The sequence below is a fragment of the Citrobacter freundii complex sp. 2024EL-00216 genome, from assembly GCF_043945515.1.
GTDB classification, from domain to species: domain Bacteria; phylum Pseudomonadota; class Gammaproteobacteria; order Enterobacterales; family Enterobacteriaceae; genus Citrobacter; species Citrobacter portucalensis.
This window is the reverse complement of sequence record NZ_JBIMRA010000026.1, coordinates 43,653-57,085: the sequence shown is the minus strand read 5'-3', so window position 1 is coordinate 57,085 and position 13,433 is coordinate 43,653. Positions and strand designations below refer to the sequence as shown.

The window sequence follows — 13,433 nt, the reverse complement described above, 5'->3', positions numbered from 1 at the left end:
ATAATCTCAATCAATTTAATCTTTTTTATTTGAATCATCAAGAGCCCCATTACTGATAGGCATCAGTAAGTGGCATCGCTGCTCAAGCTTCAGTAAAAATCCGGTTAGCAACTTCCGCTGTTGGCACTAAGCAGTCGTAAGAGAGGGCACTGTTTATCACGTAAGATTTGATTAGTTGAAGGTTATAAGTACGAATGATCAAATCGGTGATGAGAATGTGATGTGCAAAAGGTAGGCATACAACAAGTCAAAGACTGAACAATGTGCGATGGCTCGAAATGGGCTATGGAAATATGTTAATGAGAGGAATGAATGATCTGTGTGGTTATGGAGCGGTTTTACCCTACTTGAGGGCGTGATTTTGGAGGCAAATTGGGGCATAAACAGGCACACATTAATAGCTGCTATACCCTGATCCTTAAGTTTATTATCTTACTGATTTATATGTGTTTAACTTTGTGGTTGATTGATTTTTCCCTGTGTAATTGCAGCGTGTTTTCGTGCACATAGCGTGACAGGGCGTCATTGCAAAAAAACACCCAGCGCATTGGCTCACTGACCGAAAAATCTGTGAGTTAATAAGTTAACGTAATCACTACAGTGTCAGTATAACCCCCTGGTGATGGCCATTTCTGCGCTGGGACGGAGCCGTAAACCACCAGGCTCTGCGCTTGCCCATCAGCGGAATACTGTTTTTCCGGATTGCCCTGCGTCCATTCCATGGAGTGTGCTGCATCCTGATACAGCGCATAGTTTACGCACTCACCGTTATGACACATTGAACGCTGGTTCCCCTTGGGGTGCAGACCATGACCGATGCTGACGGAATAATCCGTCCCGGTTGGGCACTGGACAGTAATATTCGCCGTGGATGTCGCCTGTAGCAAATCGCTCTGAGCGGGGCTCTTGCTGCCGAATGCCATATCATCCACGTTGACAACTTCACAGCCGTTTTTCACCGTGGCAGAGGCGCTAATCTGGTCAGTAATTGTTGTACCATTCAGGGTGCCACAGGCCGGGAGCGCTTGTAATGAACTGGCTGAGGTGTATGTAATTTGGATTGCTGTGGCGTAATCATAGTATATCCCGGCGCTGACATTAGTCTGACCGGGGTTTATCTTGCCGATAAGCGGTATGTCATGTTCAGCGGTTCCGCCTGTAGATAAAGCAAAATCGATTTGAGCATACACGTTGTTGTTTTGACTCAGCGGTGAATGTTGATTGTAAATCGAGTAGACCGAAAAATAGAGCGGGGTACTTGAAGGTTCGTTCTGGCTCATCGCCAGCGGATTGTTCGCCATAACCTTTAGACAGGCGCGGACATACTCGGCCTGACCGTCGTAATTATTACAGGTAAACGAAAGTCGGGTTGCGGTTGTCTCAGTTTGTCCGGGGGTGACAGTACCAAAATCCAGTCCAGCAGGGCTACCATTCCAGCAGTTAGCGGCCTCAGCTACTGGGCTGAATTTAAACATCATCACCACAAAAAGGGCGATAAACCAAAGGGAACGAGTTACTGACATAGTGCGTTTATTTTCTCCACCGAATGAGAAGAGTTAAATTGTGATGGCAGTTTTAGCGAACAAGAGTTAGATGCCCACTGAACGTTCAGCGTTCCGCCTGTCGGGGGATCTTCCAGATAAATTTTACCTTCATAACCAACAATGGTTTGTGGGGTGCCCTGACTGGGCGTCTGTCCATGAGTATCCTGCACGCTAACTTTTGCGGAGAAGGGCACATTTTTACCATCACGCATAGTGACGGTTAACAGAACGGCATGTGTGCGATAAATGTTAAAATTGGCGACGGCACCGCGCCCGGTTTGCGGGATCAGGATTTCATTAGTGTAGGGGGCGCGATAATCTTCATCGAGACTAAGAGGATCGATGTCGATATGGTTTGCCTGGTACGGATTAAGGTTGTTCAGAAACAGCATGCCATTACTATCCGTATGGCCAACCGGGCGATGTTCGAGATAAACCGGCACATTCGGTACCTTAGCCGTATCTACGAGGGCGAAAGCGCTACCCAATTCGCGGGTGGCGTAAAAGTGCCCCATAAACAAACCTACGGCACCGGTCATTGAACCGTAGTAGTTATTTTGTTGTTCATCACGATTATAGCCTAACGCCAGATCGCTCCAGGTGTTGCGGCGCTGGAGGCTTGCATGGATGCTTCTATTCTTACCTTGTTGTGCAGAGAGATTCCAACCCCAGCCCGGTTTATTAGATTCCAGTGAGCGCGTTAGGTTAGCTTGCACGGAATTTCCGTCTTTATCATGGTTATCCTGGATTGAGAGGTAATCCTGATGACGGAACAGTGGAATACTGAACGTGACGTACACGGTAGTGTTGTGATCGTCGCCAAGTGCTTGTGTGATGCTGGATGAAATGTTGATCTGGTTATCAAAACTTTTTGACCAGGATAATCCCAGATAGCGTTCCGCATACTCAGGGAATGTCTGGCTGACCCAACTCGCACCGAAAGTGCCCGTCATATCAAACGACACGCTGGCAAATGCAGAATCTTCACGGGTGGCAATATCATTATCTGCTATAGATGAAATATCGCGAAATCCCCGAGTGGCCTGTGAGTGTGAGAGCGAGAAATTAAAAATCTGATTGTTCCACTGCCAGCCGGAACCCCATTGGTTGCCACTATTGGCCTGATAACGGCTGGTGGCTGCGTTGGCATGTAGCGTCCCCAGTGACGGAGAGAGCAAATAGTCCCAACCGATCCCTTGATTATGCAGGCTGCCACTCTGTTCGGTATGCATGCCGATGGTGGTACTGTCGTTCATCCCGTGACGCCAGTCGCCCACACCTACCAGTTGTGGATCATAGGCAAAAGAACGATAGGTATAATCTTCACGTACCCAACCCAGGCTCATACCCCAGGTTGTAAGGCCATCAGAAAGGAGTTGGTTGGTGCCGTACAGATTCAAATCCACCACGCGTTGTTTACCATTCACATCGGTGATGACCACCTGCGCACCTTCGCTGCCGGTAAAAATCGGCGCTGTGTTAAGCGTAAATTGTCCGGGCTGAACTTTCTGCGAGGAGGTTCTGATTCCTCTGACGTACAGATCAACCGTGGATGGGAGCGTAACACTATCGGTCAGGATATCCTGCGATGACGTATTGAAGGTGGGTTGGGTACTGTAGTTATGCGCAAGGCTAACGCCGCCAAAACGAACGCTATTTGTCCATGATTGCGAGGATGTAAAACCATCGCCGATCCTGAGTGTGAGCAGTTTATCCACGTTTTCGTAGTTCCAACTGCTCATCAGGCGATGAGTACCTGTTTGTGCCTCGTTGCTGCTCGACTCCTGTGTGTTAAAAGAGGTCGAGAAAAAGCCGGGGCCAACGCCAAAGGTGCGAAACTCGCTATAGGCTGAAGTCTCTTGTACGCCGTCTTCATTGCTGGCAAATAAATCGTAGTTAAGTGCCAAACCCCGCACTTCAGGTGATAACTCGGACATACGGATAAGGCGCGAGCTATTGCTATTGGAAAGATGGCTTTCTCTGTCGAGCCAGTTTTTACTGGCAGTAATAATCAGGCTTTGATTCAGGTTGTCGAAGGTAACACTGAGGCCATCTTGTGAACTGATATCAAAATACCCCTTTTGTTCCGGCAGGGATGACACTTTCAGGTTAAGCTTATCCATATCTTGAGCAGCAATATAAATCTTATTATTGCTATTTTTGGCTTTGATAAACCCCTTAACTGGTTGATCATTTATCGTTGCAGTCAGATACAGTGTCTCATTTTCTGCTGACTGGACAGAAGGACATACCAATAAAAAAACAACAATGGATTTAAGGTGTAATGTTAATGATCTGCGTTTTAGCATTGTCATTCAAATTAAGTGATAAAGATGACGCAGTAGTTATTCCATTTGGTAACGGCCATTCCTTTTCACTATGCGGTAATACATACCCGAGTAATCCATTGCTCATGGCAACACTTTTCTTGCCAGAGAAAATAAAAACATCGCTTAATTTAACATGCTGGGTACCATTGTTTTTTATTTTTAACATTAATGGATGAACTGAACGATCGATTGATACATCTAGTTGACTACTGACGGGTTGGGTATCTTTACAATTAACAAATACCGGGATGGAGTAACGCAGCAAGAAACGAACCCCATCTTTATCAGCCATATTATTTTCACCAGGGAGTTCATCAACGATAATACGGTAGGCCTGCTCGGTATCACCACTACCTGGCGTTGCTAAGATAACCCGGATCAATTGCTGGCGGGAGACCGGGATTGTGGTCATAGGAGGGCTAACCATTACATCCTGGGTCTCGGTCAAGTTGTCTTTATTATTTTGCTGTTTCCACGCATAGACACGGATCTGTGCCCCGATAGTGGCGCTACCCGTGTTACGTACATAGATAGCCTGGGCTGATTCTTTACCACAGAATCCCAGGGTGACCGGGTACACCTGCAAGGTGGCAGCGTATGAATTTATTGTGCAGGCCAGGCTCAAGACGCTAACACCAACCCATAAAATAAATCGTTTCATATGCTGCACCTTTAATATTAAATCAATATGTAACTGTTAATGTAACGGTATCGGTATAGTCCCCAGCAGAGGCCTGTTTCAGGGCATTTGCCGTTACTTTCCCGAAGATGGGCAATGCTTGCTGTTCACCGGTACCAATAGCTGAAATACCGTTATCAGCCAGAGAAGTGCCGCCAGGATGATCGGTAGAAAGGGTATAGGCTACTTTTTTTGCATCGGCGGTGTCGTTAGAACTCATTTCGAAATCGTGAGTTTTATCCGTTCCGAGCATATACCCTGTGCCGTTTGTACAGGTTACATAAGCTTTGGCAGAGGCTGTAACAGCCCCATCATTACTACCGTGTGAACCAAAATCCATATCATCAACGCTGACCTTGCATGATTTTTCGACGGTCAGTTTTACCGTCATTTGGTCGCTAACGCTGCCTGAATCATCTGCAAAGACAGCGGATGAAAATAAAATGCTAATCGCAGTCAGAGATAATGCAGTGGCTTTACGGTTAATCATTTTAAAACTCGCTAAGGTTATATAATCGATTTTATAAGGGTGGGAAAAGGCGAGGAAGGATAGAGATTACTGGTTAATTTTGATTATGTATTTGTGCTATGTGTAAATCATGTAAATGGCTGGAAAGGGTAGTTACATTCAGCAGGGTATCAATGAATCACAACCTCGGGTGTCACGTGATATGAGTTGAATTAGCGCCATAAAGAGTCATCCCTCCCGATGCTTATTTCCCACCGGGAGAGACATCAATCCAGATTAAAACACCGGCAAACCCAGTCCTTGCTTCACTTCTCTTAATGTCTGCTGCGTAATCTCGTGCGCCTGCTCGCTTCCTTTTTTGAGCATCGCCATCAGCATGCCTTTATCCTGAATGTAGGTTGCACGCCGCTCGCGCATAGGCGCGATGAGTTCTTGCAAGCACACTTCCAGCTCGTTTTTGCATGTCCGATCACCCAGTCCCCCCCGTTGGTAATGCGCTTTCATTTCCGCCACTTTTGCTTTATCCGGATGAAAAGCATCGAGGTAAGTGAATACCATATTGCCGTCTATTTGCCCAGGGTCGGACACTTTCAGATGATTAGGGTCGGTGTACATTGCGCTGACCGCGCGGTGAATGGTTCCTTCGCTGGCTGACAGGAGCAATGTGTTACCAAGCGATTTTGACATTTTGGCATTTCCGTCGATCCCTGGAAGGCGGCTGGTTTCACTCAGCAGCGCTTTGCAGTGCGATAGGACGGGGGCCGGTAACAGGCTATTCATCTTATGCACTATCTCATTAGTCTGTTCAATCATTGGCAACTGATCGTCGCCGACGGGAACGACTTCGGCTTTGAAGGCCGTAATATCTGCCGCCTGACTGATGGGATAAACCAGAAAACCAACCGGTAACGAGCGGGCGAACCCTTTCTGCGCAATTTCGTTTTTGACCGTAGGATTACGCTCCACGCGAGCCACGGTGACGATGTTCATATAAAGCGCGGTTAACTCTGCGAGAGCAGGCAGTGCAGATTGCAGACAGATGGTGGTAAGTGACGGGTCTATTCCTGCGGCAAGATAGTCGGCAAGTACTTCGGGAATATTGTTGCGGATCTTTTGCGGTGTGCTGCCGTTATCGGTTAACCCTTGTAGGTCAGCCACCAATATAAACTGCTGATAATCGTGTTGCAGCGTGGCGCGCTGGCGCAATGACCCCACATAATGGCCAAGATGCAGCGGGCCGGTGGGACGATCGCCAGTGAGGATGATGGTTTTATTGTTCATGTAAGACTCCTTAGTCATAAAACCGAAAGGGGTCTCTAAATGCAAATAACCGCCTTTCGGCGGTTATTTAAAATGAGGAAAACACATTCTGACCGCCTTTAAGAAGGCAGCCACCACAGGTTGTGATTAAAACCGTTGATATCGTGTTTTGTGTTCATCCAATTAACATACCACCTGGCGTAGAGGTAAAGCAATGCCCGAAGTGCTGGCGCATATCAGCTCGCTTCCAGCATGCCAAAGCTCACAATGCGCGAACGACCTAACTCTTTCGCGCGGTACAGTGCGACATCTGCGGCGCGTAACAGGTTGTCGCTCTGGGCATGCTGCGGGTAACTGGCGACACCTATAGAGACATCCACGTGTCCAATATCGGAAACGCCAAAGCGCAGCGACAGTTCGCGTACGCCGTTGTAGATTTCCGTAGCAAAGCGGTTAGCGGCCTGTTCATCCGTATTGGCCAGCAGTACCAGAAACTCTTCACCGCCGTAGCGGAAGGCCATGCCGCTGTCGTGGACAACGCGCTGAATAGTCGCAGCGATACTTTTAATCACGCTATCGCCAGCCTCATGGCCAAAGCGGTCATTAATACTTTTAAAATGATCGATATCGATCATCAGGCAACTGATTGGTTCTTTGTTACGCACTGCCTGGCTCATCTGGGTACGCAGTGTATCTTCAAGATGATGACGGTTGCGCAGTCCGGTTAGCGGATCGTAGAGCGCTTTCTCCAGCAGGGCGTCACGCAGACGCTGGTTGGCTAATGCGAGGCCGAGTGCTTCTGCCATCAGCTCCAGATATGCACGGGAGGGGGCGGAATCATCGCTAAGGTTCTGGAATGAGAGCAGGCCGATGGCTTCGCCCTGGGCAATCAGCGGGACGCACAGAGTGTGGTGCTGGCATGACTCTGGCAGATGGTAGCAGGCGATATCGGGTTCACCTTGTACCGGAGGATGACTCTGGCCGCGGCGCACAGCCCAGCATTCGTCCGGGTGGAACGCATCCGCTTTACCCTGCGGAGAAAGCCATTGTGCAACGCAGCGCATTTGCCAGGGTTCCTGGTCCAGTATGTAAAGCCGCCCGGCAATACCTGGAGCAATATTCGGTGCAAACAGCTCTGCCACATTGATGACATCGGCAAAACTCTCGCAACCCTGCAGACGTTGCGTCATGCGCGCCAGCAGATCGCGGATTGCCCAGTCGGCATCTCGCTCTTTCTCCAGTCTCTGACGCGCCAGACCGTTCTCGCGAAATATCCGGATCGCCTGCGCCATATCGCCGATTTCATCGATCTGGTTAAAGCTGGGCGTTTCCACGGCGTAATCCTGCGACGCCAGACGGTTAACCACATCGCTCAGCCGTACAACGGGGCGCAGGACGCGACGCTTTAAAATGAAACCGAGAACGAATAAAAACAGCAGCGCTGTCAGACCGACCATCACTTCAGAGGCTGTCCGCAGCATGCGGGATGACTGGGTTGCATCTTCAATTGTATTGCGTACGCGGTTATCGAGCAGTTGGCGGAAATGATCTATCCGGTCCTGGGCGCGTTCCAGTTCCTGTTCATAGCTTTTCCCATAGAGCAGGGCAATAGCCTGCGACTCTTCTGCGCGCGCGACGCTGGCAAGCGCCGCAGCTTGCTCGTCCTGCAGGGCATCAACAATCTGTAGCCCTTCGTGCAATAGCGCCAGCTCTTCATCCGTAGCCCCAAGGTCTTTGAGCTTTGACAGCCGATGCTCAACAGCTTTCAGCGTCGCTTCTTTCTGACGGTAGGCGTTAAGCACCTCAGGATCTTTTGCAATAACATAGTCGCGCGCCAGGTCGGACAGCGACCAGGCATCGAGTTCGACTTCTTCGGTAAGTTGATCGAACTGATAACGCTGTTCTACCACCTGGCGTTCTGTGTTATCGGCGCTGGATGCCATCAGCATGACAACGCCTGAAGCGATGGTCAGGCATACCGTCGCGCTATAGGCCCAGTTGGTGATTGTGGCAATTCGCACTGATTAGTTCCTTCTGCGACGATTAATGAATACGCATGATTGCAATTATAGGAAACGCATGATTTTGCGTGAAAATAAAAAAGGCGGTCCAGAAACCGCCTTCTGTTATCGTCCTGCAATCATAAATCTGGAGGATTTTTTCCTTCTTCCATAAAGGCTTCGTCGATTCCTTCCACGTTACCTTCATGGTCACGCCCGGAAAACAGGTTCCAGCAGGTTATGAATAGTGCAGCAATCAGGGGGCCAATCACAAAGCCGTTAATGCCGTAGATCTCCATGCCGCCGAGAGTGGTAATCAAAATCAGATAGTCCGGCATTTTGGTGTCTTTACCTACCAGCAGCGGGCGCAGGATATTGTCCACCAGCCCAACGATAATCACGAAGAAGCCAACGATAAACAGCCCTTGCCATAGCTGGTGGGTGGCGAACAGGAATATTGCTGCAGGTACCCAGACGATCGCTGAGCCCACTGCAGGCACGAGCGAGAGAAACGCCATCAACGCCCCCCACAGAACGCTGCCGTCGATATCCACAATTGCAAACGCGATGCCGCCAAGAATACCCTGAACCAAAGCGACGACCGCCGTGCCCTTGACGGTTGCCCGCGTCACGCCGACGAATTTGGCAAACAGGTGCTGTTTGGCAAAGTCAGAAAGGGGTAATGAGTCCAGAATCTGGCGCACCAGATACGGTCCATCCTTCAGTAAGAAGAACAGCAGATACAGCATGATGCCAAAACTGATAGCAAAGCCGAATGTCCCTTTCCCAATCAGAAATGCACTGCCAGCAAGGTACTGCCCGCCTTGCAGCACGACATCGGACAGTTTTTTCTGGATCTGCGCGACATCATCCAGATTGTGTTCTGCCAGAAACCCTCTGGCCCAGTCAGGAAGGTACGAAAGAATAGAAGTGACGACTTCCGGGAACTGCGTGTCATTCTGTTGCAGTTTGGTGTACACCACGTTCAGTTCAATGGCCAGCGATGACAGGATTACCATCAGCGGGATAAAGACAATCAGACAGATAATGACGATGGTAATCAACGATGCCAGCCCGTTGCGTTCGCCAAGCGCGCTACGCAGTCTGTTTTTTACCGGGTTAAAGATAGTCGTTAATATCGCGGCCCACAAAATGGCGGAAAAGTAGGGGGACAATACATCGAAGAACGCCCAGGTCACGAGGGCAAGTATGAAAATGAAGAAGCCTTTAGTCAGTCCGTTAAATCGCATTAGTGAACCCTGTAATGAGAAGCAGTCCCGACTATAGAACCGTTCAGGGGATTTACCAACTTTAGCTGCAGATATTTAGAATAAAGATGTTGCACTAAGGCTACATTCTTATTGTCCTTGCTTCACTGGCGGGAGAGCTATCCTCGCCTCAGTTCAAACTTAATCTTAGACATATACGAATTCCTTCTTTTCAACGATACTTTTATGCTATGAGTTCAAATAAGCAGGGTTATTACAGCTCTTCAGGCAGATTCAAAATCAACATCGAATAATTTTTCGATATCCAAACTGCTCCTTAATCAGTCCGGCGCATGGCAGACCGCCTCAATATTATGGCCATCAGGTGCAATGACAAATGCGGCATAGTAGTTTTCGCTATAGGAACGTAAGCCAGGTGCTCCGTTATCCTGGGCTCCCGTGCGCAAAGCAGCATTGTAAAATTCATCAACTTGCTGCCGGGTTTTTGCGACAAACGCCAGATGCAGAGGAGCCGGTTTGTCATTCGTGTGGAACAGACAAAGTGAAACATTCTCGGAGCCCATTTCAACACCGTAGCTTGGTGTGCCTTCATCGATGAGTTCTACGCCAAGCGGCTGAAGCGCGTTGAGAAAGAAAATTTTACTTTTTTCGTAATCACTTACACCGATTTTCACATGATCGAACATTCTTTATTCCTCATGAAGATATGAACAAATAAAGAGTATATAAAGAGATTGAAGTCGAATTCACGTAAGAACCTGTCAATGTGATGAACATCAATTTAGAGATCTATATATCTACAGTACCTGCCTTTGCTGTTTTAATTGGATTCTTTGATTGCCTGGTTTGTATCCCGCCTAAATATTCATTAGGAATGGCACGATTATGGGGGATACTTACACTTGCATCTATCAGTTGAACTCACAGCAGATAACTTACGCTATGATTTAATAGTGAAACCGTCATTTTTTCCCGAAAAGGGTCGTCAATTAACGAGGGGGGCGCTATGAACACTCAGCCTGTCATCGGGATTAGTGGATGTTTAACTGGTTCAGCCGTGCGATTCGACGGTGGGCATAAACGGATGGGGTTTGTGATGGACGACCTGGCTCAGTGGGTGACTTTCAAACCTGTCTGCCCAGAGATGTCCATCGGTTTGCCTGTACCACGTCCCGCGTTGCGTCTGGTTCAAACCGCCCAAGGGAATGTCCGCATCTGTTTTAGCCATGCGCCTGGTGAGGATGTAACCGATAAAATGTCCGATTTCACCAACTCATATCTTCAGGGACTTGGTGGCCTCTCGGGTTTTATCGTCTGTGCTAAATCACCGAGTTGCGGTATGGAAAGAGTGAGACTGTATGACGAGAAGGGAAATCGTGGGCGAAAAGAAGGGACTGGTCTGTTTACTGGCGCGTTAATGGAAACCTACCCGTGGTTGCCAGTCGAAGAAGATGGCCGCTTGCACGATCCAGTGCTGAGGGAGAACTTTGTCGAACGCGTGTTCGCATTGCATGAGCTTAATAGGCTGCGGGCCAATGGTCTTACTCGCCATGGCTTACTCAACTTTCACAGTCGCTATAAGCTACAGCTTCTGGCTCATCACCAGGCCGGTTACCGGGAAATCGGCCCATTCGTTGCCTCGCTTCACCAGTGGGATGATTTGGACGCTTTTTTCGTTGTCTATCGTGAAAAGCTCATGACGATCCTCAAAAAGCCCGCCTCACGAAAAAATCACACCAACGTACTGATGCATATCCAGGGCTACTTCCGCGAACGGTTGAACTCCCGCCAGCGTGGAGAGTTACGTGACGTTATCCTCAACTATAGCGGTGGGCTGCTGCCAATATTGGCGCCTCTGACGCTACTCAAGCACTATCTGGCTGAATACCCAGACAGCTATCTGCTTACCCAGAACTATTTTGATCCTTATCCGAATGATTTAGCGCTACGGTTGATGATCAAATAGTCTGAGAGCGATTCAACCGTTTCTGATTTTCTCATCGATACAAGGCTGAGGTTTACCAAACAGATATCCTTGGGCGAAATCGCAGCCCAGCGCCTGAAGGCTTTTTAGTTGTTCCTGCGTTTCAACACCTTCAGCAACAGCCTTCATATTGAGGGATTTCGCCATGCCGGTGATCAGTTTGATGATATTAAGCGCATCTTCCTGTGTGGATATTGAATGGACAAACGACTTGTCTATTTTAATTTTATCGAAGGCAAGCCTGCTCAGGCGCGAAAGGGAAGAATATCCGGTGCCAAAATCATCGATGGAGATTTTTACACCCATGGCTCTGAGTTTGTTAAGTGTGTTCATCGGCGTCGTACTCTCAGTGAAGAGAGAGGATTCTGTTACTTCCAGTTCAAGACGATCGGCTGGGAGTCCAGTTTCTTTCAGAATAGACAGTACGATACCGACAAAGGCTTTGCTGCTTAGCTGGACAGGAGAGACATTCACTGAAATTTTAGCCGGAACCGCCCAACAAGCCGCTTCCCGGCAGGCAATTTCAAGCACAGCTTTCCCCATCTCATTAATCATTCCGGTTTTTTCAGCAACAGGAATAAAGTTATCCGGCGACAGGAGGCCCTTTAGAGGATGGAGCCAACGAATTAGGGCTTCATAGCTATAAATTTCCTGGCTGAAGGAGTCAACAATGGGCTGATAATAAACCACGAATTCTTTGTTCACTATTGCCAATGCCATATCATGCTCAAGCGTTCTGCTTTCTTGTAGCTTTTCTAACATTCGTTGTCGGAAGACTTTTATCTTACCAGAGCCTTCACCTTTGGCTTCATAAAGGGCCAGATCGGCAAATTTATAAAGATAGTCGGAACGACGTTCAGTGTCTGAGATAACAATGCCAACACAGGTGGTTATGTTGATAATCGTGTTATAAATAGTGTAGGGCTGGCTGATAAATTCACATATTTTCTGGGCGCGCGAAACAGCGTGGCTTTCTGTCAGGCCACTTGAGAGAAACGCAAATTCATCTCCACCCAGGCGATACAGCGTATCCGAAGTAAGGCTCATCGAAACCAGTCGGTCAGATATCTGGCGTAGCAACATATCACCGGCATCATGACCATACGTATCATTTACTTCTTTGAATCGATCTAAATCAAACAACATCACAGTCACAGAATCGTGATTTTTTTCTGCTCTCTCAATTGTTTTATTTAAATCGCTCCAGAATAGCTGACGGTTATTCATCTCGGTAAGAGAGTCATGGTAGACGTCATATTCCAGTTTAGCATTCTGAATTTGCAGTTTTTCTTTAGATTTCTGCAGTTCTTCGGCAAGACTCTTGACCTGCAGGTGCGCCCGCAGAATATTTCTGTTTTGATAGAAAATGAGCACGCCCAGAATCGCACTCAGTATTATCAGCAGCACAGAGGTTGCAGAATAAATATAGTACAGCGTCTGGATTTTTTGGTTGGCGTTATTGATCGAGTTAACATCTTTGTTTAACGCACCAGATGAAAGACGACCCAGTGGCGCATCCAGAGTATGCATTTTTTTCAGATAAGCCTGGAGTGCTGAATGGTTCATTTTTTCTAGATTAACATCCAGAAAACTAAGGGTATTTTCAAGTTTTACCGCCAGCTCGCGGTGGGCTATATTGCTTTCGATGTAGCGCCCCAGGTCACCTTCTTTTATCAAATCACTCTGGCTAAGCATAATGTCGAGGCGCATGCGTACATCATCGAGATTCATCGTATCATCGATAGTGTAAAGACCAAGCAACGATTCAAATCGGTAATATTGTGATACCAGCTGAGCAGCAGACCAGGAATCGGTGTAGTGAGTCAGTTTCTGTAACTCTTGTTGCCGTTCATGCACGAGGAAAGAGATATACCCGGTAGATATAAAAAGAAAAAAGATGATGCCAGCCAGTATTCTGTTCATGATGTTCCTCTGAAC

10 protein-coding genes are annotated in these 13,433 nt (G+C 47.9%); 1 reads left to right on the top strand and 9 read right to left on the bottom strand.

The features are described 5' to 3' along the window. Positions 1–575: 575 nt before the first annotated feature. From ACHHZ7_RS22270 to ACHHZ7_RS22235, 8 genes are all read right to left on the bottom strand, one after another. A complete protein-coding gene (locus ACHHZ7_RS22270) occupies positions 576–1,523 on the bottom strand; it encodes a spore coat U domain-containing protein (protein ID WP_008784645.1) in 948 nt (315 codons plus the stop codon). Further along, the gene (locus tag ACHHZ7_RS22265) at positions 1,514–3,667 is read right to left on the bottom strand and encodes a fimbria/pilus outer membrane usher protein (protein ID WP_265453686.1); all 2,154 of its coding nucleotides are present in this window, start codon (positions 3,665–3,667) and stop codon (positions 1,514–1,516) included. The genes ACHHZ7_RS22270 and ACHHZ7_RS22265 overlap by 10 nt, the downstream gene beginning before the upstream one ends. A gap of 151 nt (positions 3,668–3,818) precedes the next feature. Continuing rightward, complete coding sequence (locus ACHHZ7_RS22260; protein ID WP_060682266.1) at positions 3,819–4,535, bottom strand: molecular chaperone; 717 nt, start codon at positions 4,533–4,535, stop codon at positions 3,819–3,821. A gap of 22 nt (positions 4,536–4,557) precedes the next feature. Further along, on the bottom strand, positions 4,558–5,043 hold the full coding sequence (locus ACHHZ7_RS22255) for a spore coat protein U domain-containing protein (RefSeq protein WP_003832728.1): 486 nt from the start codon (positions 5,041–5,043) through the stop codon (positions 4,558–4,560). Positions 5,044–5,298: 255 nt separating this feature from the next. Next, positions 5,299–6,303 carry a tryptophan--tRNA ligase gene (gene trpS, locus ACHHZ7_RS22250; protein ID WP_192464111.1) on the bottom strand — a complete coding sequence of 335 codons (1,005 nt, stop codon included), beginning with the start codon at positions 6,301–6,303 and terminating at the stop codon, positions 5,299–5,301. A 215-nt stretch (positions 6,304–6,518) separates the two neighbouring features. Further along, positions 6,519–8,303 (bottom strand): diguanylate cyclase, encoded by a 1,785-nt coding sequence (locus ACHHZ7_RS22245; protein WP_060682265.1) that lies wholly within the window; start codon positions 8,301–8,303, stop codon positions 6,519–6,521. 119 nt (positions 8,304–8,422) lie between these two features. After that, entirely contained in the window at positions 8,423–9,532 is a 1,110-nt protein-coding gene (locus ACHHZ7_RS22240) for an AI-2E family transporter (RefSeq protein WP_003832733.1), read from the bottom strand. A gap of 299 nt (positions 9,533–9,831) precedes the next feature. Next, complete coding sequence (locus ACHHZ7_RS22235) at positions 9,832–10,197, bottom strand: VOC family protein (protein WP_008784652.1); 366 nt, start codon at positions 10,195–10,197, stop codon at positions 9,832–9,834. 320 nt (positions 10,198–10,517) lie between these two features. On the opposite strand from ACHHZ7_RS22235, the gene ACHHZ7_RS22230 reads away from it, so the two are divergent. Beyond that, the gene (locus ACHHZ7_RS22230) at positions 10,518–11,477 is read left to right on the top strand and encodes a DUF523 and DUF1722 domain-containing protein (RefSeq protein ID WP_008784653.1); all 960 of its coding nucleotides are present in this window, start codon (positions 10,518–10,520) and stop codon (positions 11,475–11,477) included. Positions 11,478–11,489: 12 nt separating this feature from the next. On the opposite strand, the gene ACHHZ7_RS22225 is transcribed toward ACHHZ7_RS22230, so the two are convergent. Beyond that, the gene (locus ACHHZ7_RS22225; RefSeq protein WP_060682264.1) at positions 11,490–13,418 is read right to left on the bottom strand and encodes a bifunctional diguanylate cyclase/phosphodiesterase; all 1,929 of its coding nucleotides are present in this window, start codon (positions 13,416–13,418) and stop codon (positions 11,490–11,492) included. Between the last annotated feature and the right edge of the window lie 15 nt (positions 13,419–13,433).

Coding starts and splice junctions, on each gene's coding strand:
- ACHHZ7_RS22255 (WP_003832728.1), bottom strand. CDS start 5,043: ATGATTAACCGTAAAGCCACTGCATTATCTCTGACTGCGATTAGCATT.
- ACHHZ7_RS22230 (WP_008784653.1), top strand. CDS start 10,518: ATGAACACTCAGCCTGTCATCGGGATTAGTGGATGTTTAACTGGTTCA.
- ACHHZ7_RS22235 (WP_008784652.1), bottom strand. CDS start 10,197: ATGTTCGATCATGTGAAAATCGGTGTAAGTGATTACGAAAAAAGTAAA.
- ACHHZ7_RS22260 (WP_060682266.1), bottom strand. CDS start 4,535: ATGAAACGATTTATTTTATGGGTTGGTGTTAGCGTCTTGAGCCTGGCC.
- ACHHZ7_RS22265 (WP_265453686.1), bottom strand. CDS start 3,667: ATGGATAAGCTTAACCTGAAAGTGTCATCCCTGCCGGAACAAAAGGGG.
- trpS (WP_192464111.1), bottom strand. CDS start 6,303: ATGAACAATAAAACCATCATCCTCACTGGCGATCGTCCCACCGGCCCG.
- ACHHZ7_RS22270 (WP_008784645.1), bottom strand. CDS start 1,523: ATGTCAGTAACTCGTTCCCTTTGGTTTATCGCCCTTTTTGTGGTGATG.
- ACHHZ7_RS22240 (WP_003832733.1), bottom strand. CDS start 9,532: ATGCGATTTAACGGACTGACTAAAGGCTTCTTCATTTTCATACTTGCC.
- ACHHZ7_RS22225 (WP_060682264.1), bottom strand. CDS start 13,418: ATGAACAGAATACTGGCTGGCATCATCTTTTTTCTTTTTATATCTACC.